Source organism: Pseudomonas laurentiana, from assembly GCF_014648275.1.
GTDB classification, from domain to species: Bacteria; Pseudomonadota; Gammaproteobacteria; order Pseudomonadales; family Pseudomonadaceae; genus Aquipseudomonas; species Aquipseudomonas laurentiana.
In genome coordinates this window covers 142649-169498 of the sequence record NZ_BMQU01000011.1, presented here as the reverse complement: position 1 = coordinate 169498, position 26850 = coordinate 142649, and the positions used below count along the sequence as shown (strand labels likewise).

At 60.9% G+C, this 26850-nt stretch carries 32 protein-coding genes and 1 pseudogene; 1 reads left to right on the top strand and 32 read right to left on the bottom strand.

The window, feature by feature from the left end:
• Positions 1 to 63 precede the first annotated feature (63 nt).
• The 24 genes and pseudogenes from IE038_RS13700 to IE038_RS13585 form a co-directional block, all read right to left on the bottom strand.
• Positions 64 to 129, bottom strand: a pseudogene (locus IE038_RS13700) (glycoside hydrolase family 19 protein); the annotation flags it as partial.
• Between the two features lie 41 nt (positions 130 to 170).
• Complete coding sequence (locus IE038_RS13695) at positions 171 to 1217, bottom strand: phage late control D family protein (protein WP_163938753.1); 1047 nt, start codon at positions 1215 to 1217, stop codon at positions 171 to 173.
• A gap of 64 nt (positions 1218 to 1281) precedes the next feature.
• Complete coding sequence (locus IE038_RS13690) at positions 1282 to 1488, bottom strand: tail protein X (RefSeq protein WP_163938750.1); 207 nt, start codon at positions 1486 to 1488, stop codon at positions 1282 to 1284.
• Positions 1463 to 2308 carry a phage tail protein gene (locus IE038_RS13685; RefSeq protein ID WP_163938747.1) on the bottom strand — a complete coding sequence of 282 codons (846 nt, stop codon included), beginning with the start codon at positions 2306 to 2308 and terminating at the stop codon, positions 1463 to 1465. The genes IE038_RS13690 and IE038_RS13685 overlap by 26 nt, the downstream gene beginning before the upstream one ends.
• Before the next feature lie 9 nt (positions 2309 to 2317).
• The gene (locus tag IE038_RS13680; protein ID WP_189395775.1) at positions 2318 to 4942 is read right to left on the bottom strand and encodes a phage tail tape measure protein; all 2625 of its coding nucleotides are present in this window, start codon (positions 4940 to 4942) and stop codon (positions 2318 to 2320) included.
• Between the two features lie 141 nt (positions 4943 to 5083).
• The gene (locus tag IE038_RS13675; protein WP_163938745.1) at positions 5084 to 5386 is read right to left on the bottom strand and encodes a phage tail assembly protein; all 303 of its coding nucleotides are present in this window, start codon (positions 5384 to 5386) and stop codon (positions 5084 to 5086) included.
• Between the two features lie 31 nt (positions 5387 to 5417).
• On the bottom strand, positions 5418 to 5927 hold the full coding sequence (locus IE038_RS13670; RefSeq protein ID WP_163938742.1) for a phage major tail tube protein: 510 nt from the start codon (positions 5925 to 5927) through the stop codon (positions 5418 to 5420).
• A gap of 12 nt (positions 5928 to 5939) precedes the next feature.
• On the bottom strand, positions 5940 to 7106 hold the full coding sequence (locus IE038_RS13665; protein ID WP_163938739.1) for a phage tail sheath subtilisin-like domain-containing protein: 1167 nt from the start codon (positions 7104 to 7106) through the stop codon (positions 5940 to 5942).
• 87 nt (positions 7107 to 7193) lie between these two features.
• A complete protein-coding gene (locus IE038_RS13660; protein WP_163938736.1) occupies positions 7194 to 7553 on the bottom strand; it encodes a phage tail assembly chaperone in 360 nt (119 codons plus the stop codon).
• Between the two features lie 3 nt (positions 7554 to 7556).
• Positions 7557 to 10223 carry a phage tail-collar fiber domain-containing protein gene (locus IE038_RS13655; RefSeq protein WP_189395774.1) on the bottom strand — a complete coding sequence of 889 codons (2667 nt, stop codon included), beginning with the start codon at positions 10221 to 10223 and terminating at the stop codon, positions 7557 to 7559.
• The gene (locus IE038_RS13650) at positions 10216 to 10827 is read right to left on the bottom strand and encodes a phage tail protein I (RefSeq protein WP_163938730.1); all 612 of its coding nucleotides are present in this window, start codon (positions 10825 to 10827) and stop codon (positions 10216 to 10218) included. Before IE038_RS13650 ends, IE038_RS13655 begins: the two co-directional genes overlap by 8 nt.
• 2 nt (positions 10828 to 10829) lie before the next feature.
• Positions 10830 to 11711, bottom strand: coding sequence for a baseplate assembly protein (locus tag IE038_RS13645; RefSeq protein ID WP_163938727.1), 882 nt, complete (start codon positions 11709 to 11711; stop codon positions 10830 to 10832).
• Complete coding sequence (locus IE038_RS13640) at positions 11708 to 12034, bottom strand: GPW/gp25 family protein (protein WP_163938725.1); 327 nt, start codon at positions 12032 to 12034, stop codon at positions 11708 to 11710. Before IE038_RS13640 ends, IE038_RS13645 begins: the two co-directional genes overlap by 4 nt.
• Before the next feature lie 4 nt (positions 12035 to 12038).
• Complete coding sequence (locus tag IE038_RS13635) at positions 12039 to 12275, bottom strand: hypothetical protein (RefSeq protein WP_163938717.1); 237 nt, start codon at positions 12273 to 12275, stop codon at positions 12039 to 12041.
• Positions 12276 to 12323: 48 nt separating this feature from the next.
• Entirely contained in the window at positions 12324 to 12884 is a 561-nt protein-coding gene (locus tag IE038_RS13630; protein WP_189395773.1) for a phage baseplate assembly protein V, read from the bottom strand.
• On the bottom strand, positions 12881 to 13411 hold the full coding sequence (locus IE038_RS13625) for a hypothetical protein (protein ID WP_163931467.1): 531 nt from the start codon (positions 13409 to 13411) through the stop codon (positions 12881 to 12883). The genes IE038_RS13630 and IE038_RS13625 overlap by 4 nt, the downstream gene beginning before the upstream one ends.
• Positions 13404 to 14072: a hypothetical protein gene (locus IE038_RS13620; protein WP_163931470.1), complete on the bottom strand. Its 669-nt coding sequence runs from the start codon at positions 14070 to 14072 to the stop codon at positions 13404 to 13406. The genes IE038_RS13625 and IE038_RS13620 overlap by 8 nt, the downstream gene beginning before the upstream one ends.
• Positions 14069 to 14383, bottom strand: coding sequence for a head-tail joining protein (locus IE038_RS13615; protein ID WP_163931473.1), 315 nt, complete (start codon positions 14381 to 14383; stop codon positions 14069 to 14071). The genes IE038_RS13620 and IE038_RS13615 overlap by 4 nt, the downstream gene beginning before the upstream one ends.
• A gap of 2 nt (positions 14384 to 14385) precedes the next feature.
• Entirely contained in the window at positions 14386 to 15381 is a 996-nt protein-coding gene (locus IE038_RS13610; protein ID WP_189395772.1) for a major capsid protein, read from the bottom strand.
• Positions 15382 to 15443: 62 nt separating this feature from the next.
• Entirely contained in the window at positions 15444 to 15791 is a 348-nt protein-coding gene (locus tag IE038_RS13605) for a head decoration protein (RefSeq protein WP_099774338.1), read from the bottom strand.
• Positions 15788 to 16957, bottom strand: coding sequence for a head maturation protease, ClpP-related (locus IE038_RS13600; RefSeq protein WP_189395771.1), 1170 nt, complete (start codon positions 16955 to 16957; stop codon positions 15788 to 15790). Before IE038_RS13600 ends, IE038_RS13605 begins: the two co-directional genes overlap by 4 nt.
• Positions 16954 to 18435 (bottom strand): phage portal protein, encoded by a 1482-nt coding sequence (locus IE038_RS13595; RefSeq protein ID WP_163931475.1) that lies wholly within the window; start codon positions 18433 to 18435, stop codon positions 16954 to 16956. Before IE038_RS13595 ends, IE038_RS13600 begins: the two co-directional genes overlap by 4 nt.
• Entirely contained in the window at positions 18432 to 18638 is a 207-nt protein-coding gene (locus IE038_RS13590) for a phage head-tail joining protein (RefSeq protein WP_163931478.1), read from the bottom strand. Before IE038_RS13590 ends, IE038_RS13595 begins: the two co-directional genes overlap by 4 nt.
• A 40-nt stretch (positions 18639 to 18678) precedes the next feature.
• Complete coding sequence (locus IE038_RS13585) at positions 18679 to 18921, bottom strand: hypothetical protein (protein WP_163931481.1); 243 nt, start codon at positions 18919 to 18921, stop codon at positions 18679 to 18681.
• On the opposite strand from IE038_RS13585, the gene IE038_RS13580 reads away from it, so the two are divergent.
• Positions 18920 to 19360 carry a hypothetical protein gene (locus tag IE038_RS13580; RefSeq protein ID WP_189395770.1) on the top strand — a complete coding sequence of 147 codons (441 nt, stop codon included), beginning with the start codon at positions 18920 to 18922 and terminating at the stop codon, positions 19358 to 19360. The two genes, IE038_RS13585 and IE038_RS13580, sit on opposite strands and share 2 nt — an antisense overlap.
• Position 19361: 1 nt before the next feature.
• On the opposite strand, the gene IE038_RS13575 is transcribed toward IE038_RS13580, so the two are convergent.
• The 8 genes from IE038_RS13575 to IE038_RS13540 form a co-directional block, all read right to left on the bottom strand.
• The gene (locus IE038_RS13575; RefSeq protein WP_163931486.1) at positions 19362 to 21383 is read right to left on the bottom strand and encodes a phage terminase large subunit family protein; all 2022 of its coding nucleotides are present in this window, start codon (positions 21381 to 21383) and stop codon (positions 19362 to 19364) included.
• 4 nt (positions 21384 to 21387) lie between these two features.
• Entirely contained in the window at positions 21388 to 21957 is a 570-nt protein-coding gene (locus tag IE038_RS13570) for a terminase small subunit (RefSeq protein WP_163931489.1), read from the bottom strand.
• 159 nt (positions 21958 to 22116) lie between these two features.
• Positions 22117 to 22464 (bottom strand): phage holin family protein, encoded by a 348-nt coding sequence (locus IE038_RS13565; RefSeq protein ID WP_163931498.1) that lies wholly within the window; start codon positions 22462 to 22464, stop codon positions 22117 to 22119.
• 188 nt (positions 22465 to 22652) lie between these two features.
• Complete coding sequence (locus IE038_RS13560; protein WP_229775663.1) at positions 22653 to 23129, bottom strand: hypothetical protein; 477 nt, start codon at positions 23127 to 23129, stop codon at positions 22653 to 22655.
• On the bottom strand, positions 23126 to 23461 hold the full coding sequence (locus tag IE038_RS13555) for a hypothetical protein (RefSeq protein WP_163931495.1): 336 nt from the start codon (positions 23459 to 23461) through the stop codon (positions 23126 to 23128). The genes IE038_RS13560 and IE038_RS13555 overlap by 4 nt, the downstream gene beginning before the upstream one ends.
• Complete coding sequence (locus tag IE038_RS13550) at positions 23458 to 26154, bottom strand: bifunctional DNA primase/polymerase (protein WP_189395769.1); 2697 nt, start codon at positions 26152 to 26154, stop codon at positions 23458 to 23460. The genes IE038_RS13555 and IE038_RS13550 overlap by 4 nt, the downstream gene beginning before the upstream one ends.
• Positions 26151 to 26354, bottom strand: coding sequence for a TraR/DksA C4-type zinc finger protein (locus tag IE038_RS13545; protein ID WP_163934021.1), 204 nt, complete (start codon positions 26352 to 26354; stop codon positions 26151 to 26153). Before IE038_RS13545 ends, IE038_RS13550 begins: the two co-directional genes overlap by 4 nt.
• Positions 26347 to 26835: a phage regulatory CII family protein gene (locus tag IE038_RS13540; protein ID WP_163934018.1), complete on the bottom strand. Its 489-nt coding sequence runs from the start codon at positions 26833 to 26835 to the stop codon at positions 26347 to 26349. The genes IE038_RS13545 and IE038_RS13540 overlap by 8 nt, the downstream gene beginning before the upstream one ends.
• Between the last annotated feature and the right edge of the window lie 15 nt (positions 26836 to 26850).

The following is a 26850-nucleotide window of genomic DNA, read 5'->3' as shown; positions in this document are numbered from 1 at the left end:
CATTCAGCCACCACAGCCAAACGGGTTGCGCTAACGCGCAACGCGCCATGCCTGGCGCACAACAAAAACGCCGGCTTTTGCGCCGGCGTTGGGGAGGATCTGCAGCAGTTGCTGCGCAGTGATAGGCATACGGTGTTCTCCAATGATGGCCGCGCTGCGGCCGATAGGGGTTAGAGCTGCACAACCTTGAGCGGCTTGGTCGCTTTCTTTTTCTTCCCGCCCTTCGCCTTGGCCTTGCCCTGTTTACCGCCGTTGCATTCGACGGTGGTGGACCAGCCGGACTGGGTAAACACCTGCTCGACCGAATCGACCAGGTACTCACCATCCAGTCCGGGCTTGAACTCCTGGGCGTTGATCATCCGCTCAGCGAACAGATCGACACGCCCCGCCATCTCTAGGCGCACACCTGCAGTACTGCGGCTGAATGCGGCCAGGCGCGCCTTGGCGGCCTGTTCGGCGGCAGACTTGTTCGGGTAGATATGCCGGTCGGTATGCACGGGCGGCAGGCCGTCAGGCGATTCATCGTTGCCCAGGTCGACCACCTGCAGCTTTCCGGTTTTCTTGTCCTGATGCTTGGTCTGCACGGCCTTGTGCGTGGTCTTGTCGCTGAAGCGGAATTGCCAACGGCTGACGTCGCTGCGCTTGATCACGACGACACCCAGCGTCTTGCCGCTCGCGCTCTGACCGCCCTGGCGGGGCATCACCATCAACTTGCCGTCAGCGACCTTGGCCGTGCAGTCATATTGCCTGGCCAGTCGGGTGATAAAGTTAAAGTCCGACTCATTGAGCTGGTCGACGCGGGGGACTTTGGTTTGCACTGAGCACACCGGCTGCCAGCCATTGCGCGCTGCAATGTCCCGCACGATCTGCTGCAGCGGCACACCTTCCCAACTGCCGCTGCGCGTGGTCTTGCCACTGCCGCGCATGTCACCGGCCTTGCCGCGTATGACAATGCTGTCAGGCGGGCCTGAAACCTCGACCTCATCGACGGTGTAACGCCCCAGGCGCGCAAGCGACTGACCGGCATAGCCCATGTAAACCTCAATGTTCGCGCCGCGTTTGGGCAGCGCCACCGCGCCGTCGCGGTCATCAATGCGCAGCTCAAACTCGTCCGACTCCATGCCGGGCTTGTCCGAGGTGCGCAGCAGCAACAGCCGGTCGTTGATCAGCGCGGTGATATCCTTGCTGTCTGCGACGATGCGGAAAACAGGTTGCATTGTTCAGGCTCCAGAAATGAAAAACCCCGCACTGGGCGGGGCTCCGTTACGCGTAACGCCGTGGCTAATCCCACAGCTGAATGACTGCCTCGGTCACCGCCTGCAGCTCAGGCAGGCGGATCAGCACCCCGGCCCGAAACGGTTGGGGCTCATCCGCCAGCCCTTGGTTGGCATCGAGCACCGCCTCGACGGAGCCGTTGAGGTGCCCGTAATAGTTCTGGCACAGGGTGTCGAGCAGATCCCCTTCAGACGTTCTGCATATCGTCGCCATAGGCTACAAACTCCAGGGAGAACCCTTGTTTACGCGGGATGCCACCCGCGAGCAGTGCGCTCTGGTCTTCGGCGACACTGAGCAGGCACCAGTTACCCAGCACCTCGCCGTAACCCGTGGTCAGGGTCAGCGGCTGCAGTTGCCGGCCAATGCTGCGCAGCGTGTCCAATTGCCTGATCCCGCCCTTGAACAGCGGATAGATCGCACCCTTGAGGCTCAGCTTGTCCTCGCCCTGCCCCACCGCCTGCTGGGCAATGCTGCGCGTCAGGCGCTCCTGACCCGCCCAGCGGAACGCGGTCTGTCGGCGCAGTTCATCAAAGGCTGCCGTGTCCAGGTTGAAGTAGTACGGCTGCGCCTCGGGCTTGAGCGGCTGAATGATCAGCAGGTGCGGGAACGGCTTCACCGCCTCAGCGGCCGGGGTCAGCTCGGTGGCAAAGCTGCCAGTCGGCAGGATGTTGGCCAGGGACGGACTGACCTTGCCGGCGATGCGGTTGATCGCCGCGCCTGCTCGGGCTGCCTGCTCCTTCATAGCCCCCATGCGCTCCTGAATCTGCGACATGGCGGTCGTAGCCCGCGAGTAGGTGGCCACCACCTGACCGACCTTGGCTTGCGCGGCGTTGATGCCGCGCATGGTCCGCTGCAATTTCTCGCCCAGTGCTGGCCCTACAAAAGGCACGTTCTCCAGCTCCGAGGCCGCGCCAGTCATGTCGCTGATGGCACCGTTCATGGGCCCAAGCATGTCGTCCATATTGCGGCGCCCTGCTTCACCTGCTGCCACCAGGGACTTGAGCGCCGACTGCATCTGCTCGGCATAGGCCATAACACCTCCTTAGCCCACATGCGGGGCATCAAACATTTGACGGGCTGCAGCCTGGCGACTGAAGTCATCGAACAGGCGCTGCAGGTGCGGCGATAGGTCACGAGCCAATTGCGCCGGGTCTTTCACATCGCCCTGAACCGTAACAGACAGCGCCGGGGAGAACGTGAACTGCTGGTCGATCTTGGGCGGCTCAGGCTTCGGCTCGGGCTTGCTCGCCTCCGGTGCCTTGAGGATCGCCGGTACCGCCTCGGCGGCAGGCTTGGTCACCGCCATCGACCGCACCACATCCCCCATGTTTGGCGTCGGTGGCCGCGATTCAGGCCGTACCGGAGCGGCGCCCGGAAACCTGACCTTGTTGTTCAGCGTGGGAAGCAGGAACGGATCTTTTGAGCCAGGGTCGCGCGGGTCATAGGACACCGGCGTTGAGGCAACGACGGGTTGTGCCACGGGCCCGACCGCATGGGCGGCAATCGGCCCGGCCTTCGGGGCAAAGGCTTGCGCCGTCGCACCAAGGCTTGGCACGGCTGGACCAACCTGAACCGGCTTGAGCAGCGAGATCGGTGCTGCAGCAGGTGCCTCAGCAGCCGGATCATCCTCGCCCCCGAACAGCTTTTTACCCAACCAGCCGCCGAGGTCCGTCCCACCCATGGAGCCCAGGATACCGCCGACAACACCGCCCACGGCGGTACCGATAACCGGCACCAGTGAGCCTACCGCAGCACCGGCAGCAGCACCCGCCAGAGTGCCTGCCAAACCGCCTGCAGCCTCGCCGTAACCCTCGGCTTTCTCGTCTCGGGTTTCGGCGTTCTGGTAGGTGTCGACGGCCTTCATGCCGGCATCAACGACCGCGACAACCCCTGCGCCCTTGACCACACTGCCGATGCTCAGACCACCGCCTGAGCGCCCCTTGCCGCCCTTGCTGCGCTTGTCACGCTTGCCGTCTGCGTCGCCAAGGTCGCCCGCACCGCTGCTGCCACCGCCCGCCGCTGGGGCGTTGGTGACGAACACCCGCTGCACGACCTTGGGGTCGCCCATCATCGAGCCACGGGCGACGTTGAGCATGCCCTTGCCGATCTTGAGCACGGCCATCGCGTTTTTCAGGGCGATGAAACCGGCGCCGAGTGCAGTAACCCCCAACACCAGCGGCGAGGCCGATTCAGTAACGCGGGTCAGCGAACGGGCCACCCACGTCAGGCCTTGGGCCGCCATGTCCGTTGCTGGGCGTATGGCATCGCCAATGGCACGCATGCTGTCATCCACCGCATGCCCCATCTCCTTCCACATCTGCGCCGAGGTTTCCCGGCGCTCGGCCAGGTTCTTGTCGAGAATGCCAGTGGCGTCTTTGGCGTCGGTTTTCAGCTTCTCGTACAAGCCCCGGTTGGCGGCGTAGGCGGTCAGCGCCGCCTTGACCTGCATGTCAGCGAAGATATCGCCAGTACGCAGAGCCTTTTCCAATGAGTCGAGCATGGCCTGTGCTTTGGCCGGATCAGTCTCCTTACTGATTTTGGCCGTCGCCTCGGCCATCTTCTTGGCCTGCTCGGGGTTGGTCGCCTCGACGTAGCGTTGCGCCAGGGCAAAGCTCGACTCCAGCGTCGACATGCCATCCTGTATGCCGGTGTTCAGCGACGCGTTGTAGTCAATGCCGGCGTCCTTGTAGGCCTTTACCACATCCCCGGAACCGATTTTCTCCATCCAGTTTTTCAGGTTGTTGGCCGCTTCATCCGAACTGCCGGCCGTCTTCATCTGCACCTGCAGCATGGCGCCAAGCTGGGCAACCGAATCAGGGCCACTGATACCCAGCTTATCCATACCGGCGAGCAGTTGCGGAAACCACTTGGCCATGTCGGCAGCTTCAAAGCTACCGGCCTGGCCCTGCAGCGCAATGCCCTCCAGGGCTTTCTCCATGACCTTGGGGTCGCTGATCTTGGCGTTCTGCTGCAGCGCCTGAATCATGTTGGCCGTGTCGACGCCGCTTGCCCCCTGGCCTATAGCGAACTTCGCCGCCACCGGCGCATAGGCCAGCGCCTTGTCCAGCTCCATACCGGCGCCGACCAGTTGGTTCACCAGGTCGGCAACGTCGTTGCGCCCCATCCCCGTATCCTGCGAGGTCTGGATAATGGCGCGGGTCATTTCCTGTTCTTGTGGCTTGTTGGCCACGTCGGCTTTGATCGCAATGTCGCGGATGATCGCCTGATAGCCCGCGCTGATCGTGGTCGGTACCGCCACTGCACCGACACCAGCCACGGCCTGGCCGATCCCCGACTTGAGGCTGGCCTTGCCCTGCTCGATCTGCTGATGACCTTTCATCTGCAGATCAACGCCCTTGGCTACCCGGCCAAGGGCTTGGTATTCCTTCGCCAGTCGCCCGACTTCCACGCCCTGCTTGCGCAGGCTATCCAGATTGGACTCCAGCTTGCGCAGCAGGCCACTGGCCGAGGCTGCACCGCTGTCATGCGCTTTCTTCCACTCATCACGCAAGCGCATGGTTTCGCCGATGGTGTTCTTCAACACCTTGGCGTTGTTGCCCTGCTGCTCCAGTTTTTTGATACGGCCTTCGACCGTGCTGAAGGCGGCGCCCACCGTCGCACTGACGGCGCCGCCGATCACCAGCCCTAACGCCAGCTTGTTCGCCATCGGAAACCCCTATGCGTGCGAAAGCAGGCTCAATCCGTGAGCCACCAGACCATGTCGGAAAACGACATGGTCATGAGTTCGGCGGCGGAAAAGTTCAGCTCCTTGGCGAGCCGCTTTGCCACCATCTTTTGCACGATCGGGTCAAAGTTCGTCGTCTTCGACCACACGAAAATAGCCTTCCTGCAGACGCTTATAGTTACGGAGGCCGATAGAATCCAGAGCGCTCTGTCCGACTTGAGTCAGCGATGAAAGCAGGTTCAGCTCGCGCACCTCGTCATCTCCGTTCGCCATCGCACTGGCTGCACGAATATCGCGCACGGTAGGCTCGCGCATGGTCAATTTGTCGACTGTGACACCATCGATCACGATTGGTTTTCGGAGCGTCACAATGACGCCGTCCTCGGTGATGTTCAGCCAGCTTGGAACGGGGACTTTCTTGCTCATGGCGTGTTTTCCTTATGTCAGATAGAGAGGGTTACAGGCCAAGGGCCGAACGTTGAGCGGCGAGCTGGTCGACGCCATTGATAACGCGCTTCATGCCAAGCGGGTCGATTTCGTACATCACGCGGCCTTCGATCTCCAGCTTGTAGTAGGTGACCGCCACGTTGTGTTTAATCTCGGCCTTGTCGCCGGCCTTCCAGTCGCCCATATCGACCTCTTTCAGCATGCCGCGCAGGGTGACCACGACCGGGGTGATCGCGCCCTTTTGGCCTTTGAAGGCCCCCCGGAACGTGCCGTTGAACGCCGTGGCATCTGCCAGGCCGAAGAACTTCAGCGACTCACGCCGAACGCCCGTGGTGACAAACCCGGCCTCCATCTTCTCCATGCCCTGGTCAAGCTCGATCCCCATATCCATGCCACCGGCACGGTGTTCCTCGGTCTTGAGGGTCAGTTTGGGCAGGGTCAGGCTGGGCACATCGCCATTGAAGCTGATGCCGTCGGCGAACAGGTTCATGTTCGCCAGGGTTTGAGGAATCATTGCCATTGGGTGCGCTCCTTAAGCGGCAGCATCGAGGACTTCGGTCAGCCATTGATTGGTGACCTCGACCCGGAAGGTTGGGTTTTCGGCAGGCGGCACGTCGGTGAAACGGATGTTCCAGAACACCTTGCCCTGCTCCAGCTGACTGGCGGTGTTCAGCTCGGTGTCCGCGAAGACCTCGAAATTGATGATCGCGCCTTGGTTCTTCAGGTCGCGCATGAAGTTCTGCAGGCCTTCTGTCACGTCCTTGACGTAGGTCGCGGTGATCGAGCGGTCGACCGCCCACTTGTGGCCGTAGAGGATCGCGTCCATAACGATGTCCATCGTCCGCACGCGGGTGACGAACGCCCATTTCGGATCACTGGACAGGGTGCGGTTGCCCCACAGGCGGTAGCCGTCATCCCGAATGATGGTGGTGATATTCGCGTTGTTGAGCAGGTTGGCCCGGCAGGTTTCGTCGCCGTCCAGAAACTCGACCGGGCGCGTGGTGCCGGTGATACCGACAAATTCCTTGTTCGATGGCGAAGCCCAAAAACCGTACTCGGCATCGGTCCAGGCGAACAGGCCAGCCACCCAGGCCGAAGCCGGCGCGTTGACCGTTGCGCTTTCCGTGGTATCCCAGTACTGCACACCGGGGTCGACCAGATAGGCACGCTTCGCGCCGAAGCTCTCGGCGTATTCCATCGCCGCTTCATCGGTAGTGTTCGGGCCGTCGAGGATGGCCAGGCCGCGCAGCTTGTCAGCCAGCGCGACCAGCGCGGTACCGACCGCCAGGGTCGAACTGTGTTTGGGGGTAACCAGCAAGCGCGGTTGCGCGTTGAAACGGCTTTTACCGTCCAGCAACGCCTGCAGGCCGGTACGGGTGCCGTCGAGTTTGACACCGCCGATGATCGCCGAGGTTTGCTGCGCGGGGTCTTCCAGCTTGGCCACGCCACAGGCGACGATCACCGCCTTGGCGCGGGTGTAGATGGCCTGGCAGGCCTTGGTGATGGCCGAGTCGGGGCCGAACGCCGCGATGGCTTCGCGCTCGCTGGTGATCAGCATCAGGTCATTGACCTTAGCGCTGAAGGCCGGAGCCTCGGTGAAAGTGTCGACCAGACCGATGATCGAGGACGACGGCTGCGCGATGGTGCGCGCCCCGGTGTCCACGTTCGTTACGGTAACGCCGTGAAAGAATCCACTCATGGATGTACTCCAGATACGAAAAAGCCCCGCAATGCAGGGCTGTAAGGGTTGAAGCCAGGAATAAAAACGCCCCGACAGTGCGGGGCGTTATGGGTGCTGCTCGGCGATCCAGGGCGGCGCCACGGGGCGGTGCTCGGCTTCGGGAAACTGCTCTGACTGGGGCCAGTCACGGAGCGCCTGCATGTAAAGCAGCAGCTCCTGGAACTGCTCAGCCGTGAGCGTGGTACTACCCCCGAGATCCTGCTGGTCACGGTGCCGGTCACGCAGCCAGACGACTGCCGCCAGCGCAGTGTCGCGCCAGGCCCGCTCGGTGACGGCCAGTTGCTCACCGCCAAAGGCGATCAGCTCGGGATCATCAGCGTCCAGCCACTCCTCGGCAAATCCCTCCTGCCGGTTGGCATACAAGCCGAAGATCCGCCCGTTCTCGTCGCGTTGTACATAAGACATCGGTCATACCTCCGTCCAGCCAACGGTGTGTAGGCTGGCAAGTATCACTTGATAGCCCGGATAGGCGTATGCCTGTACGACCACCTGGGCGCTTTGGTTGGTGAGCACTTCGCAGTAACCCGCGAGGTTTTCGCCGGCAATGCCGTCGTTGTTCAGGCCGATACCCCCCGCATAGGTTGACCCTTGGGGCCCCGCCAAAACTGCCGCGCTCGACTCGGGAGAGCGGACGAAGATCACCGCTGTCTCGCCGGCAATCGAGGCATACGTGCGAGCCCGAGCCCGAATGCCCGGCGGCACGCTGACGGCCACCGTGGTGCTACCCGGTGTAGCGTTCGTCAACTGCATGTCACGCTGCAGCGCCTTCCATTCCGTGGTGTTGCCGATATTGATGAATGGGATGATATTGCCTGCGGAATCGGTCTTGACCGCCCGTCCCTTCAGGCGCACGAACTTGCTGTAGCCCGCCGGTCTGTTGGCCGCGACCAGAGACGTGTCGAACCCGACGTCGACGCTGCCGTCACTGTCCTTACGGATCAGGAAGAAGTGATAGAAGGTGTTCGCCACCTTGGCACCGGGGAACAGCGCATTGCCGCCCGCGCCAGCAGACCAAGCGCCCGCCGCCTGAAAGCGCTTGGTCAAACCGGCAGCCAGGATCAGATCGACGGTGTCGGTCGAATCCCGCGCCCTGCCCACCTCAACATCGATATCCGTATTCGGCGTGGTCGCGTTGACGGCCAGCGACAGGCCGCTGATGAAACCCGGCGGGGCATGGCTGGCAATCGCCTGGGAAACCGCCAGCGGACTCATAAGGCGCTTGCTCGCGGTACCTTCCTCCGCCTCGGTCTTCGATGCATAGTGACCGGAGTGCTGCAGCGCACGCCATGGGTGCCACGTCGTGTTGTAACGGGAGCGGAAGTAGATTGAGTCCGCGCCCTCAAAAGACGTCGCATACGGATATGCCAGTTGCGTGAATGCCTGGCCGGCGTGATACATCACCTCTGGATAAAAATAGGAGCCAGCCGCGCCAGGGCCGCTCGGGGAGTCGCCCGGCGCAAGCTTCGGGTGTCGTCCGGCAGAAACGATCGTGTTCCAGTCCACTCCCACATCCACAGTGCCATCGGTCTTGTTGCGCACCACATCCACGATGGCCGCCTTGCCTGCCAAGATGTTGGTCATTGTGGTAGCAAAGTTCGGATCGTTGCCCAGCGCTGCTGCCAGCTCGTTAAGTGTGTCTAATGCAGCAGGTGACGAACTTACCAGTGCCGCCACAGCAGCCTGGACAAAAGCTGTTGTCGCCAGCTGAAGGGTGTTTGTACCTGGCGCAGCAGTAGGTGCAGTTGGAGTACCCGTCAACGCTGGGCTAGCCAAGTTGGCTTTTAACGCACCAAGTGCAGCCACAAACGCCGTTGTTGCCAACTGAAGAGTGTTCGTTCCAGGTGCTGCGGTCGGCCCTGTTGGGGTACCGGTCAGCGCCGGGCTGGCCAGCGGCGCTTTCAATGCCAGCGCATTGAGTATCGTGGTTGCAAAATTTGGGTCATTACCCAAGGCGTTTGCCAGTTCGCTCAGCGTATCCAGAGCCGCCGGCGAAGACGCGACCAGTGCCGCTAGTGCTGCTTGCACAAATGCAGTGCTAGCCAGCTGCAGGGTGTTGGTTCCAGGTGCAGCGGTCGGTGCCTTTGGAATACCGGAAAAATCAGGGCTGGCCAACGGCGCCTTGAGGGCCAAGGCCTGGTCAATTTGGGTCATGGTGTAAACGTCGGTCAGACCGTAACCCTCAACGGTGTTCGGGTTGGTCGCACCTACCACACGACCGCACTTATCCACGGTCACACTGCGATAGGTACCAGCCGCAACACCCGTGCGCCCAAAGGCCATTTCAAAGGCCAGTGCTGAGACGCCCAGGTTAATCGGCCCATCAGTGACCAACTGCCATCCCGCGTCACCGTTAACCGCCCCCTTCTCGACATGAACCAGCAGCCCCGGCGTGACCTTCGCGCTGGTGTCCGCATCCGCTCGACGCGCCCAGGCACCAGCCGCTACCACATAGAGGCCATTGTCCTTGGCTGCGACCTGATCCTTTACCAGCACCGCAGCACCCGCTGGCAGCACCACAGTATCAATGGTCTGCAGACCGCTAAGTACGATTGGCCCAGTGGTTGCCGCCAACACCGAGTGTTTGAAGTCCTGCTTGGCCAGCTCTTCAGTAACAAACTCTCGCGTCGCCAGCACCACGCTGGGGTCGATCTTGAGTTGAATGTTGGCGGTGCCACTGGTGGCGATGTGCATCCGCACCACTTGGTTGCGGCCAGAGCCTTGCACCAGCAGCGGCTTGTAGCTCGGTGCGCAGTTGGCCACTGCCGAGAACACGCCATCCACGTCCTCCAGGGCCAGCTCACGAATCCACCAGCCACCGACGTTGGGCGGCAGCACCAGCTCGGCCACCAGCACATTCGGATCGGTCGGTGACACATACAGATGATTCAACGGTGCGCGGTAGACCTGATTGATCAGTTTGGTCTGCCCAGGGTTCGGTACCGGATCAGCGCCATTGGCATCACCGATCAACATATGGCTTGGCTCCCACGGCACCCCGAGCGCGTCGCAGTTGGTTTTCTTGGCCGCGCCAGCCGTAGTCAGCATGCCGCCAAAGATCGAGTTTTGATTAACCATTCAGGTATACATCCTGTTCGTCGAGGGTGTAGTCATTCACACCTTGGAAGCCCTGCACCTGCACGTCGATATCAGGGTTTTCCCAGGGGTACACGTCGATCTGATCGCCGTCATACACCGCGATACCGACATAGCTGTTCACGGGCGTTTCGAGACTGATGTTCAGTCCCTTCATGTGCCGACTGACTGGCTTTGCGTCATCGATCAGCGCAGTCAGCTCGGCGTACATTTCCTCGCTGATGCCGGTATCAAGTACGCCCACATCCAAGGCAAAGGTGCCGGGCTCGTCCATGGGTTCGGTCTGCCACCACTCGGTGACCTTGAGCAGGTAGCCCAAAGGCTCGACCACACGGCGAATCGCGCCGATGGTGCCCTTTCGGGAATGCACATAGAACGCCGAGCGGCAGACGGAGCGCTTGACCGCCTCAGACCATGTTTCGTCCCAGCGGTCGACAGACCACGCCCATGCAAGCTGATGCAGCAAATGCGCTGGGCAGGTGTCTGGGTTGTACAGCGTCCGTAGTGGTATCTCGGGGCTTTCATAGGCAGCGGACTCAATCGCCCGCTCCAGTGATGTGCTGTTGGGCGGAAGAAGGCTTTTCATTTTTACCGCCCCCGCACAACATCAATGCCCGTACACCAGGCCGCTTGGGCTTTGGTGGGTTTCATATCCGCCCAGCCCGTCAACTCGACTCTCTCCACGCCATTGATGTGCAATTGCGCATCAATGGCCGAGCGCGACACTTCAACGCCCAACCGGCGCCGCGGATTGATCCACGCATTCAGGCGCTTCTTGCACTCGGCAAGAATGGCCTCGTTCTCCGAGCCGGTACCGGCCATGTAAACCACAGCATCAATGCGATACGGCAGGATCTCGGCAGACTGCACAATCACCCGATCACCCAGCGGCCTTACGTCTTCGTCACTCAGGCCGTCGCGTACAACGTCCAGCAGCTCGTCGTCGGCCACGCCATCACCGAGCAAGCCAAGCACCGTAACCACCACCGTCGCCGGTGAAGGGCTCTCAGCCGAAGCGTCGGCCACCAGGCCCGAGGCATTGCGCGCGTGCAGGATGTAGCTGTTGCGGGGCCCAGCCGTGGTCAGGCCTTCGTACACCAGCTGTATCCGCTCGCGCAGGGCGTCGTCTTCCTCCAGGACTTCGGCAACCGGTGGGACAGCCGTCAGATCCTCGGCCTGTACCACCAGCCGCTTGAGTCCAACGTTGGCGGCCAACTGATCAAGGTCGCCTCGTTTGGCATGAGCCAGCATCAGCGCCTTGGCGGCATCGTTGACCCGTGCCCGGTTGCCCAGTTTCCGGTAAGACCCGACCTCAAGCAGCTTGGTTACCGGATCGCTTTCCAGCGCCGCGCTCCAGTTATCACCCATGTGCAACCGAAACGTCGAAAGGTCCTCCTGATAGACCTCTTCAAAGTTGAGGTCTTCCAGCACCTGGGGCGCGGGCAGCGCCGACAAATCCACGGTACTCATGCCGTCACCTCCAAAATTGCACTGTCGCCCAGGTACTGCCCAGTCAGCTGGAACGTGATCTTGCCGCCCACTACTGCAATCACCCGAACGCGTTCCAACTTCAGGCGCGGCTCCCAGCGCCCCAGCGCCCGCGCCACCTCAGCCTGTACCGCGCTTTTCCAACCGTCGTTTACCGGCAGGTCGACAAAGCGCCGTAGCTTGCTGCCGTACTCCGGGCGCATGCGCCGACTGCCGAGCGGCGTGCTAAGAATGTCTTCGATGGACTGCCGCAGATGCTCGAGGCCAGACAGCGGTTGGCCTGTGCGTCGGTCCACTCCTATCATGGGATTACTCCTGCAGCGGCTTCAGGTCTGGGTGCTTGCCGAGGTATTCGAGGGCGACGGCGTCGTCAGGCTGTACCGATACCCGGCCACGGGCGACCGCCAACTGGCGACCGTCCGGCAGGATCAGCACTCGGGAGGTGTAGACCGTGTCACGGAACAGGCCGGTACTGCCTGGCTTCGGTACGCCCGCCGGAGCAGGCAGCCGCTCAACCGGCGCTGAATCTTCATCTGGTTTTGCCATGATTTCTCCAGGTAAGAAAAAGCCCGCACTTGGCGGGCTTGGGTTGATCTAGTGCTTATGGTTTGCGGTGTTGCCACCGGCGTCGATGATCTTTCCGTCGCCGTTGATGTCGCCCGTTACCCGTAACGATCCGTTGATCTGCACGGCACCGGTCAACGTGATGTTGGCGGCTGCAGCATCAATCGCGTTATCCGTAACAACCGCACTGCTGCCACCGACCTTGATGGCCACGGTGCCGCTGGGCACACTGATGGTGTAACTCTTGGCTTGCCAGTCGTAGACCAGCGAACCGCCATCATCGAAGCGCCACACCTCGACGTGGTCGCGGTTGTCCGGCGGGGGACCGGCGTTGCCGTAAAGCCCCGGCACGAAGGTGCCCTGCGCGGGTTCGCCGCTGGGACTGATCAAGGCTCCCTGCTCGCCCATACTTGGGGCTCGCCAATGGCGGGCTTTGCCAGCAGCCTGGCTGTGCCAACGCACCCAGGCACTGGTCCAGCCAGCACCATCAGAAACCCGCACCATTGCCGCAGCCAGATCAACACCGACCACACTGCACGGAATGATCAGGCCCGCGATCATGCGGTCATGGGCTGCGCCTGCGTAGCTCATTCCATCTGCTCCGGCGACTGATAGTTGCCTTCACTGCCAGGACCGGTATCAGGACTGAAGCCAATCACCAGCGAACCAGGCGGCTGATCAGGCCACGGCCAGTCCTCTTGGCCGAGCCAGATCGGCTGAGTCCACTCGACAACCCATACGGCGTAGCTATCCAGCTCCGGGCGGGTCCAGTCTTGAGTCGCACGAACGAACTCGGCATGCCCGACTTCCAGGCCCCAAGTCTGCATGCGCAATAACACAGCGAGTTGCGAGGCCGCGAAGGCAGCCTGCTGGTGGCACTGCTCACGGTCAGACCCGACAATCACCCGGGCCTCGAAACGAGCGATCAGTGCGGCTTCACCCGTGCCCTGATCCTCACCAGGCTCCAGCTCGGTCAACTCCAGCACCACTGCTGGAACAGCCACACGCTGGAGCATGTCCGGCATGGTCCCTACATAGGCCAGCCCCGCGATGGCATCGCTAATATGCTGTTCAATAGCGCCATACAGGGCCTCCAAACTAAACGGCTCATCAGACACGCTTTATCCCTCCGAGGTATTTCTGAAGCTCATAGTTCAGCTCCTGCTGCATGACCTCTAACAGCCGGTTGTGAGCGCGATTGGTCCACGATTCAAACTGGGGGCGCACGTCCTCCAACGAGACTTTGGCCTTGGCCAGAGGGAATCGACTGTCATTGCCGCCTTCAGAGATCCAACCCGTGCTAACCCCGTCCACCATCGACACATCGCTGTCGGGGTAGTCGCTGGCCCTGAAGTGTTTGCTGGCCGTACGGATCCAGATGTCAGCCTGACCGCCATAGACCTTCTTGTAGAACGCCCCTTTATAGCTGCGCCCCGCTACCGAAACCCCAGCGCGGGACTGCCTGGGACGGCCGGTACGACTGGCCTCGATGGGGTTGATCCCGAACCACAGCTTGCCCTGACCCTTGCCACTCATTGGGTATGCACGCAAACGCTGCCGCACAGCGGTGACCACAATCCGTTCCTTCTGGCTGACGGCCCGCGCAATGTGCGTACGCAGCCAGCGCAGGGTCTTGTTGATCGCTCGCCGTTGGGCTGCAGCAATCGCCTTGGGGGCAAGAACCGAGAAATCTTGGAACGTCTTGAGGTGTTCCGGATTAGCCTGCAGGGTGATCATGCCCTGGCTGGCTGACTGCTTGTAATAGCTGCCAACGCTCATGGGTTGATCCTCAGAATTAGAGCGACCAGCCCATCGCCACCGGGCTCAAGGCGGGTCAAGGTGTATTCGCCACCGCCATCATGGGCAGGCAGTTCAACGCGGACCTGCTGCCGTACCTGGACACCGGCTGAGTCTGAAACACGAATCACCAGGTGCGGCTCACGCAAGGCAGTGTTGATGCCGCCAAACTTCGGTTGCAGCCAAGGTGCCGAGAACATACCCAGCACCGCACGCCCCTCGATGTAGGCGGTATCGCCAAGCGCTTCAAACACCGCGCCATCGACACTGTCGATCAGGTCGCGAAAGCCCATGATCAGAGCGTCAGGCGAATAACTGCGCGTGGACGGGTGCAGATGTGCAACGGGTTGGACTGAGCCTCACCGGCAATACCCTTGCCGAACGGCAATGGTTCGAGCTTGCTGTAGTACGGCAGACCCTGGGTGTTGACTGTCTCCATGTAGTCAGCCGGTGCATAGGCCGAGAGGAACATCTCAGGAACGCCCTCGGGCACCAGGCGGGCCTCGTCGTCAGGAATGAACGCAATACCAGCGACCTTGCCGCGATAGCGCTCCCAGGTGATACCGCCGAACTCGAACGCTTCGCGAGCATCACCGCGCAGCGCTGCTGCCTGCTGGCTGCCTTTGTAGGTATCAACGACAGAAGGATGGGCGATCAGTTTCTTCCAGAAGGTCTTGCCGCAGAAAGCACGCGACGAGGTTGTGGTGACGTTGCCCAGCGCGTCTTCCTGCATGTCCAGCGCTTCTACGCACTGCACCTGCACGTTGGTATCGGGGACATTCAGCCCCATCGGCAAGGTCTGACGCTGGACACCAAAGCGATCGTAGATGTCCAGCAACACCGTGCTACCGTCAGCATCGAGCACTTTGCCGTTCAGCGCGCCCATCCGATGAAATTCGTGGGTGGCATCCAACTGGCGACGCGCCTTGTCGAGCCGCTTGTTGACCACATCCTGAACCGCCTGCAACTCGGTCTGGGTACCGAAAGCGCGAATACCCTGAATCTCATCTGCCTTGATGGTAAAGCGCTCGGGCAGGTGGACGGTATTGAATGGCAGCAAAATGCGCTTACTCCCGCCAACCACCAAGCCAGAGGTGCCGCGCTCACCAGCCGGTACCAGGGCCAGCTTGTCACCGTCCTTCTCGATCTGCACAGTCAGGGTGGTCACGCCCTCCTCTTCGAACAAGCCGAGGCTGGCCAGGCGACCAGGGACAAACTCCTGCTCATTGATGGCAGCGGTCAACGCAGCGACACCAAAGGCGTCGTCTTCAAAAATGGCGATATCAGCCATGGGGTACTCCAGAAAGAAGAAACCCCGCTCAGGGCGGGGTCTAGAAAAAGGTTTCGAGCGCGTCAGCGAACGATGATGAAGTTGGCGGCCAGGGCTTTCTCGGCATCCGGGTCCAGGCCTGTCAGCAAGACCTCGCTCACCTCGGCCAAGCGCACCACTGCACGACCGCGCCGCGTCACATCGGACTCACCCAGCGAGGCAAACAGGATGCAGGCGGCATTCTCGCTGCCATCCTCAGCAGCCGGGTTGTAAGGCGCGAACTCTCCCGTGGCAGCGACCATGCCGAGGACTTGACCGGCCATCACTGCAGGCCCCGCTACGACGTTGATGGCCTCGCGGGAGATCTTCCCGGCGCCTTCGCTCAGCAGGAACTCCCCGGCGTGTACCGGCTCTTGTTTGATGTTGCTCATGGACGTGCTCCTTTGCTGGGGTTGGATTTACCAGCCGTTGCCTGCCGACGGGCAGACCAGATCGAACTGGGATTGGGTAGCTGAGCCTTGACCTTCTCAGGCTCGTCATCGGCCGGTGGCAGGCTGTTGTCGATCTCGAAACCCTTACCGCCGCTGACCAGTTTGTCGAACAACCGTGCCTGCACGGCTTGCTTGTCCAAGCCAGCTTTGACGAACTCGACTGCCAACTCAGGCAATCGTGCCGCGACACACAGGTCACGCACGCTCTTGGCCTGGGTGATTGCGGCCTGAACCGTGGCTTCGTCGGCCAGCTTGGTCGAGGCAATCAATGGCTCCACCAGGTTGCTGATGCCGGCCTTGGCACAGGCCTGAGTGATCATCAGGGCAAGCTTGGCCGAGTTGGCCACGTCCGGGCTCGGCGGATCTTTGGGATCCGGTTGAGCCGGTGGGTCTGTGGGATCTGGCTCCGGCACCACAGCGTTGAGCTGGTCGAGCAACGCCTTGGGCGTCTGTCGGTAGCGCTGTATAGCGGCGCCCTGTCCAAGGCAGGCTTTGACCTCGACACCGTTACCGATCTCATCGGCCAGCCCCAAGGCCAGCGATTCCTGCGCCGTCAGCCAGGTCTCAGCGTTGACCATGCGCCGCAGCTCGGCATCGTCGATGTCAGGTGACTTCGCCTTATAGGCCGCAATGATGGCCTCCAAGGTCTGATCGAGCACATCCGCGACCTTGCGCAGGTCCTCGGCATCGCCTGCCGTATAGGTCCAGGGGTTGTGGATCATCAACATGGCGTTGGAGGCCATGACCATACGGTGTGCCCCGCACGCCGCTACGCTGCCAGCACTGGCAGCCAGCGCGTCAATGCGTGCCGTGCAACGTTCGCCCAAACGGCTCAGCGCATTATGGATGGCCAGGCCATCGAACAGATCGCCTCCGATGGTGTTGAACGCAACGACCACGGGAGATACACCGTCGTCCAGAGCCTTGAGATCCTGAATGAACTGGTTAGCCGTGATGCCCCAGCCACCGATCTCACCGTAGATGTAGATCTCGATAGTCGTTTGATCAGCCTGGGTTTCCGCCTTGATCCGGTACCAGTGTTGATCTTCGACCGGCAAGGCGGTCTTGGCCTTGTTGAAAATGCGAAACGGCATCAGCGGTTTCATGGTTTCTCCTTCTCGTCGGGATCCTCATCGAACGCCGACAAGGTGCTGTAGTTCAGGCCCAAGGCATGGGCACGCGCCGCATCGGCGGCGTTTTCTTCGTCCACGATCTCGGCATCGGTACCGGATCGCAGGCACATCTCGCTGCGAGAGGCCAAGCCGGCGTTGATTTCCATCGTCCGCGACTGCACGTCCTGAACGGGATGGATGTAGGCCCAGCCCTGTGGCACCCAGCGCGTGCGCAAGTACTCGCGCCGCCGCTGCGCGTAGTCATCCAGTGGCAGCGCGCCGGACAGCACGGCCATGTCGAGCCAGGCTGCCCGAACAGGGCGGCACAATTGATGCACATACACACTGAACTGCAGTTGCTCCAACCGGCGACGAAACTCGTTGAGCACTACGCGAATAGCCCGGTCGTTGACCTCGCGCATATCGCCGGTCATCAGTTCATAAGGCAACCCTGCCCCGGCTGCCGCAGCCATCAGTTGCTGCCGCATGAAGTCGGGATAGTTGTTGCCACCATCCGGTGGTGAGGAAAACTCGACCTCTTCCCCGGGCAGCAGCTCCTGCATGGTGCCGGGCTCCAACGCCACCATAGGCGTGAACCCATCAGCGCCTGTCTTAATCGGAGCCCCCGTGACCGGGTCCAACATCGGCGCGCCATCGGCAGAAGGCTTGCGAATGAAGCCGGCAAACAGGTTGGCCACCTCTTGGCGGAACAGCACTGCGTCGTCGTAGTTGTCCAGGCTACGCAGACGCTTGAGCACCGGCGCCAGTCGGGGCACGCCGCGCAACTGGCCGGGCTCGACGGGCTCAAAGATGTGCAGCATCTGGCTGGCCGGGATACGCACCAACAGGTTATGCCCCGCGTTGAGCGAGGCCAGGTCACTGGGGTGCGAGCGATATACCCAGTACGCCACTCGCTGTCCGAACCCGTTGAACTCGATCCCGGCGCGGATAACGTTGCCGTTGCTGGTGACCTCGAACTTATCGTGCGGCACAAACTCAGGGGCCAGACACTGCAGTTGCAGCGGTACCGCAAGACCGTCCTCTTGCCGACGTGGCCGCAGACGAATGAAACACTCACCCGACTGCTCGACAGTGCGTGCCACCAAGGCTTGCTGGCCATAGAAGTCGGTCAACTGGTCGGCATCGGACTCGTCGACCCAGTCTTCCCAAACCTCCTGCAGCAGCGTACGCAGCACCTTATCCGTCAGCCGAGGCTGAGGCGTGATACCGGTACCGATCAGGTTACTGACGCGGCGATCAATCGCGTTGGCCGCGTACGGGTCATTACGAACCGCTGCCCGAGAGCGTGAGCGCAGGTTGCGCAAGGCCGGCATGATCAGGCTGTTGACGCCCAGATCGGGCGCATCCCAGCTTGCAGAACGCCGCCCATCGGCGGCGCCTTCATAACTGGCCTTGAGACGCTCAGGCAGGAGGAACCCGGAGCGGGTCAGCGTGGGATAACGTGTCGTCACAAGCCCTTGCCTCCGTGATAGAGCCGAACCACGCGGGGGCGTGGCCCAGCGGCATTGGACAGGCTGGTACGAATGACGTCGCGGGCCTGGAGCAACTCGTCAACCGAGCGGTACTCCACGGTACGATCGGCGTAGCGCACGGTTTTTTCACCGCGTGCGATCGCCGCCTCGACGGCGTCGAGGTGCTTCTGGGTGTAGGCCATGGAATATCTCTCACAAAATTGTCCTGCACGCGACGCGAAGTCAGAGGAAATTCTGGTTCCGTGAATTGATTTCTTGACGGAAACTACCGCCTGCCAGGACGTGGGCCAGTGCTTCTGCAAGCTCGTCCGTTGACGTAGCAGGTAGCCGCAAGCCCCAATAAGTGCGTGCCCGGACCCAGTCCATCCTTCCAGTAAGCTGGTCCGCAATCACACGCCGCAGTTCACCCTGCAGTTCGGCAGCGGCTTTGATCTTTTCCATTTTTGACTCGGAGTTTTGTGACATGGCTGTCTCCAATATCGAGAAGTTCGATGACATCACCGGCAAAATTTTCGCCGCGCTGTACCAAAGTTTTCCTATCCCCCAGTACCTGATGGCGGAGGATTTCGTTGATGACGCTATGCGGTTCAGCGAGCAACACGGAATGGAAGTGTCTACCCCAGAGGCTGAGTTTTTTATCGCAACTGCGGTTTGGCTCATTGAGGCGGGCTATTTGAAAGGCAAGCCATACCCCTATCTCCGAATTGAGGATGCGGTCCTAACTGCCAAAGGCCTTGAGGTGCTCAAGGCGGTTCCAGACAGTGTCAGTTCGAAGACTTCAATCGGTGAGCAACTAGCGAACACCGCCAAAGAAGAGGGTCGCGAAGCGCTCAGAGGGCTGGTCGGCCAAGCCCTGGGGATTGGTGCACGAATCATCAGCCCAGTGTTGGGGCTGAGTTCCTGACTCAACGTCTCTTCAGATAGCCGCTGGTTGAAGCGCGGCGTTGCATGGGTTGCGATGTTTGACGTGGTGGCGGGCTAGCCGCGGCCGCCACCGGTGGCGGACTTGGAGCGGGCTGTGGTGCAGCAGGCTCGTCGTCCGGGACACGCTCCGCAGCCACTGGCTTGGCCTGGACCACGTCATCGAACAGGCTGGCCTGCGCCAGTGCCTGCCGGAGCCGGTCCCAGTCGTGCTCGCCGTAGCGGTGCAGCCCCAGGTAATGCGCCATGGCCAGGCTGTACACCATCAAGTCGAGCGCTTCGTTGCGATCCGCCTTGCCCTTGACCCACTCGATGCGCTTGTAGCCCTTCACGTACCGGGCAACTTTCCGCTCAGCCACGCATTGCGCAAAGAAGTCCTCTGGCAGGTCCTTGGCAAAGTGCAATGCACCTGGTCCCGACTCGACGACATAGCGGTTATAGATCCAGTCCTTGGCGGTGTCGGTACCGACGATCCAGAGCTCAGCGCCATTGCGTTCGGTCTGGCCCTTCCAGGTCACGTCGACCAACGACGGGCGCTGGGCAATCACCGGCTTGCCGGACTTGCTCGCGCCCTTCACCGCAAAGATGTTGCGCCAACGACGAATCCGGCAGAACTGGTACACCTCGTGGGTGTGGTGACCACCGGAGTCGACCGCCGTAGCGAGAATTGCGAGGCTGACGCCACAAGGGTGGCGATAGCGCTCCTTGAGTTTCTCGTCCAGCGCTGACCAGGTGCGTTCGTCCGAGGGGTCGCCCATGATCACCTGGTGATCGACCACCCAGCGCTCCATGCCAATGCCCCAACCAATGACGATCATCTCCAAGCGGTTGGCCTGGACGTCGACCGCAGCAGTCAGCGACAACACGCCAACAGCCAGCGTACCCAGCACGAAGTCTTCCTGCAGCGCACGGGCTTGGAGTACATCGGCTTTGGTCTGCTCTTGAGCACTGTCCCAGACCTTGGCCAGTCGGGTGTTGTAGAACACCTGCATGGGTTCAAGGTCGCCACGGTCCTGGGCTTTCTTGGCCTTCTCATACTGCTTGGCCAGCGACGCCCAATCCTGCCAGCCCAGCGGTGCGTACAAAGCATTGAGGTGAAAGCCCACCGTTTCACCATCGCCGTCGGCATGCGATCGCCACTCACCACGGGCGAGCATGTCACCCTTGTGGTGCTCTTCGATCAGCACGTCGCAATCAGGGCCTGCGCACTGGTAATGCACCGTACGAAAGTCCGGCGAGTACAACAGGCGCTCCCAATCCAGAGTCTGCATGTGCCCACAAGTTGGGCATGGCACGTAGTAGTAACGCTGGTCGCTGACCTCGAACAGGTCGGCGATCCGCGAGGCGCCCTTAATGGTTGGCGAGCTGGAGAAGTAGAACTTGGCATTGCGCCCGAAGGTACTGCCCCGGGTCTCGGCCAGCTCGATCGGGTCGCCCTCTTCATCGACGTCCACGTCCCAGCGGTCCACCTCGTCACCGTAGACATAGCGCGCCGAGAGTTCCGCGAGGTTAGCGGCTGAACCAGCCGTGGTGGCATACAGCGAGCCGCCCTCGAACTCCTTGGTGTCCATGGTGTTGCGCGAGTCACGCGAACGCGGTGAAGCAACACGTTCCCGCAACACTGGGGTGGCCTTGATGGTCTTGCCGATCCGCGCCGACACCCGCTTGGCCAGGCTCAGGCTGGGCAGCAGCGTCAGGATGTTCGACGGCGACATATGGATCAGCGCGCCGATCCAGTTCAAGGCGATCTGGGTTTTCATCAACTGCGAGGCGACCATGGTCACCACCCGCTTGCACGGGTGGGCTGGTGACAAGCAGCGCATAGGTTCACGGGCATAAGGTGTTCGCGCCGTGCGGTACTGGCCGGGCTCGGCGGCACCAGTATCACGCGGGATCCGCATGTACTCGTCCGCCCACTCATCGACCCAGAGCTCAGGGTCGGGCTGCAGCCCACGGCAATACGCATCGCGGTACACCTCTGCACCGTCTGCGTATCCAGTGGGCATAGGCTCAGCTCTGTGTCATGGCTTGTTCAAGGTCGGCGGTGATCATTCGTCCAGCGTCCTCAAAGACGCGGCGGAATGCGCCCGTCAGGTGTTTTTCGATTTGCCAGGGGTCGCTCATCGCGGCCAACTCAGGCGCCAATTGCGGTGACAACCCGAACATCAGGTCGCGTACCGTGCGCCCAGCGGTGTAAGCGGCCTGTTCGACCGCGACTCGCTCGACCAGGTTGCCCTGCACTTTGTGAAATTCGGCCTCAGCTAACTGGGCCAGGTAGTACTCGCGGTGTGCGCGGGCCTTCTGGAAGTCCGGGCCCTTGCTGGTTGCTGGCACCGCAGGTGTTTCGGCGATCGGCTGCAACTGACTGCGCACGTCACGATCAACGCGTGCCTCTTCATGCCGAGCCGTAACGGCCGCTTTGCTGGGATCGGTCGATTCAGCCAGCAGGGCTTCGGTAGCCTCCAGGTCAACCTTGCCATCAGCCGTCAGCACCAGCCGATCCTGCTTGGCCAGTTTGGAAACGTAGGATTTCGCCCAGCCGCGCCGTGCCGCAAATTCAGATTTGCTGATAACGGTCATGTTGGATAGTCCAGTTCACCCAATAAACACGGGGAGTTCACCAGTTCACCGCAGTTCACTAAGCTGGTGAACCTGCCGCTAACAAAGTCCCGCGGGTTTCCGACCCCGTACCCCCGAAAAAGCGCCAGGGTCCCCGGCCTTGGCGGGTTGCTGGCCGGCTCACTGGCCAGCGCCGCCGTTCGATGGAGGCAAATCGCAAACGCCCAGCCGCTTGGCGGCCCAGCGTTCGTAAAGCCCGATGGCGACATCGGCACCGGCCATTGCCGTCAGGCAACCAATGGATGCTGCCGCCCAAATCGACACGCCCATGGAGTACATGAGCATGATGGTCGACAGGCCGCAGACAATGCAGGCACCTGACCGCAACGCGATGCGTCGCACCAAGCCCCAGCCCCTTGCACCTGCCTTGTCAGCCCGCCACATTTCACCGGACACGCCGCCAACCAGGGACAGCACGACGACCATCCAGATTGGCATTTCGATTAACGCTTGTTGCTCATTGGTCATGAGGGCCTCATAGGTCGAATGCACGGCGCCGGAAAAAGAAAACCCCGCCAGATGGCAGGGTTCTCGATGCTCCGACAACTCGGGGCGGGTTTGCACAGCACAGTGCCTGGGGAGCGCCTAAGCGCAATTCGCATATCGTGGCGACGTTTTACCCCCTACCGGAAAAACCGAAAAGAGGCAGTTATCGGTCATTCGCTTCGACGCGACTTTGACGCAACTTTGGCGCAACTCTGACGCATATCACTCCGACGAACGGTATAGCCGCGAACCACACCTTGCCGAGCCATCAGGATCACCACGACCTGTTGGTGTAGCGCCTGAACCCAATTGCGATAAGTGCGGTCCGCCCCTTCAGCCAGGCCAATTTCTTGCATCTGTTCACGCACCGTCACGCTATGGCGGTAACGGAGTCGGGCCAGGTGCGCCAGTTTCTGCCCGCGCTCATCGCGGCGCTCCAACTCAGCAACAGCCGCATCAACCTCGGCTGCTGCGTAGTCCATTCCCGATCCGCCACCCAGGAGTGGACGAGTACCTGGCGTGCCACGCGGCGCGCTGCCCTTCCAGTCCATGATCGCGCCCATCTGGCTGCCCAGGCTGGCTTCGTGGCCGAGCCGGGCGTGCTGCTCGCCCCAATGCCGCATCAAGCTCTCGATGTCGTAAATCATCCCTGAATCCCCCATAAAACCTGTACCCGACACAAAACAGCACTACCCGACACAAACCCAACACAACCGAACACCAGTGATTTCAATGGCTTCAGAGGCTCTGTGTTTAGTGTGTTGGGTTTGTTGGGTTTTTCTTGGCTCGCATGGGGATTATTTTTCACCTGTTTATTACGCTCAAAAATAACGCGCATGCGCGTGCGCGACGACAAACCCAACACACCCACAACACCACCCCGGCAACCCGCATAAAATGCGGACTTGGCCTGTGTTGACCATAGATAATCCGCCCAACACAAACCCAACACACCCGCCACACATGCAGTCGTGATCATGCTGCCAGCCCCTTAACATGGTCCCAGCCGTCGACATTCCACCCAGCCAGTCTTGCCTTGGCGCGCCACTTAACGACCGCCTCGCCCAGGTCGGCCGCTGTCAGTGATGGGGGCAGGGAAGCCTCGGGGTCATCAGGGAAAAAGAACGCGGCAAACCTTCTGTTGTTGCCATCGGTCCAGGGAATGGGCCGCGTCTTTTCCACGACCGAGCTGATGAACAGAGAGAACTTCGTCTGACTCATCGAATGCTCCTTGTTGCGCTGACACCATTCAAGAAACAGCGCGTACAAGTCCGAAGTGGTGCAACTGCCCCACAGGCCCTGCCCCAGATCACCACACCGCCAGAGGTGCAGAAAGGTCTGCCAAGCAGCCCGGCTCAGCGCAACCAAACGCTCCCTCGCCTCAGTCTTGGGTGGCCGCGTGCGCTGGTTAAAATCGCCAATGTCGACACTCAGCAGCCAGCCATACAACGCAGCCACCCCACCATTCGCCAACTCATGCCCAATGGCTTTCTGTCGTTCGACAGGCAAGGTTTCCGTGGGCCACATCACCAGCATGCGCCGGTCGCTGTCGCTGATCGGCCAAGGCAGGATCTCATTGCTCAGAAAGACAGCGTTCATGTGGTTGGACTCTTCCCAGCCATTGATGAACTTCGATTCCATCCGCACCGTCTTGCCGGTGATCATGTGCTTGATCTTGCCGACTTGGTTGTAGCGCTGGTCGCGGCTGACAACTTCCTCGAACACAGCCCAAAGCTTGCGGCTCTGCCAGGCGTTAAAACTGCCTTCCAACTGCGTCTGTCCGACGGTCGCGGCGTATTGCCCATAAAGGGCACCAAATACATCAGCGAACAGCAGGCTCTTACCGGAGCCCTCCATGATGGAGTGCATCAATACAGCGGTGTCCATCTTGGCGCCCAAGTGCTGCAATGGGTATGCAAGCCACTTGGTCAGCCACTCGGTGGCCCGCTCGTCATTGTTACAAAGGAACGAAATCAGCCAGCGCAAGTTCTCACAGGCTGCGTCGTCTCTCACAGGTTCAAGAGGCAGCCCCTCGAAGGTATTGATGTAGAGGTTCGGGTCTTTGGTCATAGTTGGGTCGAAGACGATATGGTCGACATCCACAACCCGCCTCTCCGCACTGTTCAGCCATAGCGCATAGGCATCACCTAACGCCATCTTGACAGCACCCTCAGCGATACGGCGCTTCTTTTCTCGGTCCCAAACATCTTTGGTACCGTCGATATAGACGTACCTGTCGATCGGCGACATCTGCAGCGCACCGCCCTTCTTGGTGGTCATGCGCCGCGCCTGCTCGAACTCCTGTACCTGATCAGGCGAAATCAGTCTTTTGTCCTGCCGCTCGATCCACTCTTTGGCCAAAGCCTTACCGACCAGAGCCTCAAAGCCCGACTTCTTCATTACCTTGGCCTTATCCAGATCCCACACATGAGTGGTTCCCTCGACCAAGGCAAAGCGGCGGCGCAATTGTTCGATACCTAGAGCATCACCCTCCCCCGCGCCCCCATTGCCAGAGGAGCGGCCCGCGCCGGGTTCGCTGTCGTCAGATGGGGCGCGGGGAAGCTCGCCAACTGGTGGCTGCGCAGGCACTCGAACCGGAGCATTCAACCCGAGAATGCGAGCAGCAGCGCGGGTTGCAGCCTGCACGTCACCGCCATGCTCGAGCACGCAAAACACATCAAAAGCATCGTTTTGATGCCCGTTGGCCAGCGGGTCTGAACTGTGATGGGAGTACAGCTTTCCATCGGTAATGGTGATCCCGGGCAGACCGCTACTGCTGTGAGGACACAACCACTTGGCACCGTGGCGTGTATAGCCATGCGCAGTGATCAGCGACTCAATGTCGTGGGAACGATTGAACTCTTCGATCACTTTGGGCAGCTCACGACCGCTGCGAGGGGCTGGGCGGTGAGGCTCTGTAACTGCGGGCTTCGCCATTGACGCAGCGCTGGACACCCACGGGCAAACTGCCTCTGCGCCACGCTTGAACTCGTCCCACCCCTGCCAGATCGCCAACAGATCGGACGGCAAGTCCGGCAGCCCCTCTGGCTTTGGCGGGTTTCGCCAGGTGTAAGGCTTACCGGTACCAGGATGAATTGAGGGCGGCATGACATCTTGAACTAGGCCTGCCCGCAGCTCGAGCACAGTGAACTTTTTAAAAGGATCCGCAGCTGCCCGCATTACAGCTTCGCGCTCAAGATCACCAGCATCCTTCGCGGCCTTAGCCTGGGCCATCAGCCCTTTCCATATCGACCCATCGGGATCACTCTGATTGGGCCAACTCAAGGAATGACGGTTGAGATCAATGCCGTCGGGTACTCGGAACAACACACGAAAACGCGCCGGGTTGCCCACCACCGTAGGGTGAGCCTCCGCAAGCGCATCCAGATCCATCCCCAGCTGTTCACGCAATACAAAGCGGGTCCATTCAACGTCGTCGACGTCTAGGGAACAGACCCGACTCGGCCCCAGTACGACACCAAGATTATGCGAAGGGTTGTCTTGCCAGAATGCCTCAGCGGCCTGAGCATCGGTGATGTAGCCACCTGGCTGGTTCCAACCTTTGCCTTTAGGTCCCTTCTCGCCTGGTTCGATCGGTACCAACGCAAGACCGAATGTTTCAATGTAACGACGAGCCCAAGCAGATACAGGCATTCCATTGCGCTCAGTCATCTGCAACGCTCCCGCAGTTCCTGGCAACTGATGCAGGTTTCACAGCCAGGCACAGACTGTTGACGACGCAACGGAATGGAATCATCGCAATCCACACAGAAATCTGCACTTGGCTTGGCGCCCTGGCGCTTGTGGCGCCCCAGCGCGACCTGCAAGTGGTAGTCGGCCTGTTCATTGGCCAGATCAGCGATGTCAGCCATTGAGACGGTCCTCCATCGATTTGCGTGCACCGGCCATGATGCCAAGCACCTCGCGAATCACATCCATACCGCGCTGCTCAAGGTCGAGCACTTCGTGCTGCTCCCATCGTTTGTCGGCTGCACCATCGTGCATGCTGGCAACAAACTCACCTGCCTCTTCCAGCAGTCTGCCTACGGCCTTCAGAGCCTCATGGGTCGCAGGCACTGGTACCGGGCGGTACCACACAGCACCAGCCGGGCGCACAAGTGCATCCAGCAGTCGCGGATCAGCCGTCAGGCGAATGACCTCTTCCAGTTCATCTGGGGTGAGCCACCGGCGCTCCTCATCGAGCTTCAGCTTTTTCTGCAAGGCGTCGTTGTCGATCACCATTTGAAAGGCAAGAGCGGTAACACCGCCCTTGAAGTCGCGCCCGGCACGATAAAGCGCCTGACGCAAAGACAGGACCGGACCAGCGTCCGGCAGTAGGTCTGTGCGACTCATAACCGTAAATCCCCT

Excerpts from the sequence above, each read along its gene's own strand:
- IE038_RS13695 (WP_163938753.1), bottom strand. The coding sequence starts at position 1,217 with ATGCAACCTGTTTTCCGCATCGTCGCAGACAGCAAGGATATCACCGCG.
- IE038_RS13690 (WP_163938750.1), bottom strand. The coding sequence starts at position 1,488 with ATGGCGACGATATGCAGAACGTCTGAAGGGGATCTGCTCGACACCCTG.
- IE038_RS13685 (WP_163938747.1), bottom strand. The coding sequence starts at position 2,308 with ATGGCCTATGCCGAGCAGATGCAGTCGGCGCTCAAGTCCCTGGTGGCA.
- IE038_RS13680 (WP_189395775.1), bottom strand. The coding sequence starts at position 4,942 with ATGGCGAACAAGCTGGCGTTAGGGCTGGTGATCGGCGGCGCCGTCAGT.
- IE038_RS13675 (WP_163938745.1), bottom strand. The coding sequence starts at position 5,386 with ATGAGCAAGAAAGTCCCCGTTCCAAGCTGGCTGAACATCACCGAGGAC.
- IE038_RS13670 (WP_163938742.1), bottom strand. The coding sequence starts at position 5,927 with ATGGCAATGATTCCTCAAACCCTGGCGAACATGAACCTGTTCGCCGAC.
- IE038_RS13665 (WP_163938739.1), bottom strand. The coding sequence starts at position 7,106 with ATGAGTGGATTCTTTCACGGCGTTACCGTAACGAACGTGGACACCGGG.
- IE038_RS13660 (WP_163938736.1), bottom strand. The coding sequence starts at position 7,553 with ATGTCTTATGTACAACGCGACGAGAACGGGCGGATCTTCGGCTTGTAT.
- IE038_RS13655 (WP_189395774.1), bottom strand. The coding sequence starts at position 10,223 with ATGGTTAATCAAAACTCGATCTTTGGCGGCATGCTGACTACGGCTGGC.
- IE038_RS13650 (WP_163938730.1), bottom strand. The coding sequence starts at position 10,827 with ATGAAAAGCCTTCTTCCGCCCAACAGCACATCACTGGAGCGGGCGATT.
- IE038_RS13645 (WP_163938727.1), bottom strand. The coding sequence starts at position 11,711 with ATGAGTACCGTGGATTTGTCGGCGCTGCCCGCGCCCCAGGTGCTGGAA.
- IE038_RS13640 (WP_163938725.1), bottom strand. The coding sequence starts at position 12,034 with ATGATAGGAGTGGACCGACGCACAGGCCAACCGCTGTCTGGCCTCGAG.
- IE038_RS13635 (WP_163938717.1), bottom strand. The coding sequence starts at position 12,275 with ATGGCAAAACCAGATGAAGATTCAGCGCCGGTTGAGCGGCTGCCTGCT.
- IE038_RS13630 (WP_189395773.1), bottom strand. The coding sequence starts at position 12,884 with ATGAGCTACGCAGGCGCAGCCCATGACCGCATGATCGCGGGCCTGATC.
- IE038_RS13620 (WP_163931470.1), bottom strand. The coding sequence starts at position 14,072 with ATGAGCGTTGGCAGCTATTACAAGCAGTCAGCCAGCCAGGGCATGATC.
- IE038_RS13615 (WP_163931473.1), bottom strand. The coding sequence starts at position 14,383 with ATGGGCTTTCGCGACCTGATCGACAGTGTCGATGGCGCGGTGTTTGAA.
- IE038_RS13610 (WP_189395772.1), bottom strand. The coding sequence starts at position 15,381 with ATGGCTGATATCGCCATTTTTGAAGACGACGCCTTTGGTGTCGCTGCG.
- IE038_RS13605 (WP_099774338.1), bottom strand. The coding sequence starts at position 15,791 with ATGAGCAACATCAAACAAGAGCCGGTACACGCCGGGGAGTTCCTGCTG.
- IE038_RS13600 (WP_189395771.1), bottom strand. The coding sequence starts at position 16,957 with ATGAAACCGCTGATGCCGTTTCGCATTTTCAACAAGGCCAAGACCGCC.
- IE038_RS13590 (WP_163931478.1), bottom strand. The coding sequence starts at position 18,638 with ATGGCCTACACCCAGAAGCACCTCGACGCCGTCGAGGCGGCGATCGCA.
- IE038_RS13580 (WP_189395770.1), top strand. The coding sequence starts at position 18,920 with ATGGCTGTCTCCAATATCGAGAAGTTCGATGACATCACCGGCAAAATT.
- IE038_RS13585 (WP_163931481.1), bottom strand. The coding sequence starts at position 18,921 with ATGTCACAAAACTCCGAGTCAAAAATGGAAAAGATCAAAGCCGCTGCC.
- IE038_RS13575 (WP_163931486.1), bottom strand. The coding sequence starts at position 21,383 with ATGCCCACTGGATACGCAGACGGTGCAGAGGTGTACCGCGATGCGTAT.
- IE038_RS13570 (WP_163931489.1), bottom strand. The coding sequence starts at position 21,957 with ATGACCGTTATCAGCAAATCTGAATTTGCGGCACGGCGCGGCTGGGCG.
- IE038_RS13565 (WP_163931498.1), bottom strand. The coding sequence starts at position 22,464 with ATGACCAATGAGCAACAAGCGTTAATCGAAATGCCAATCTGGATGGTC.
- IE038_RS13560 (WP_229775663.1), bottom strand. The coding sequence starts at position 23,129 with ATGATTTACGACATCGAGAGCTTGATGCGGCATTGGGGCGAGCAGCAC.
- IE038_RS13555 (WP_163931495.1), bottom strand. The coding sequence starts at position 23,461 with ATGATCACGACTGCATGTGTGGCGGGTGTGTTGGGTTTGTGTTGGGCG.
- IE038_RS13550 (WP_189395769.1), bottom strand. The coding sequence starts at position 26,154 with ATGACTGAGCGCAATGGAATGCCTGTATCTGCTTGGGCTCGTCGTTAC.
- IE038_RS13545 (WP_163934021.1), bottom strand. The coding sequence starts at position 26,354 with ATGGCTGACATCGCTGATCTGGCCAATGAACAGGCCGACTACCACTTG.
- IE038_RS13540 (WP_163934018.1), bottom strand. The coding sequence starts at position 26,835 with ATGAGTCGCACAGACCTACTGCCGGACGCTGGTCCGGTCCTGTCTTTG.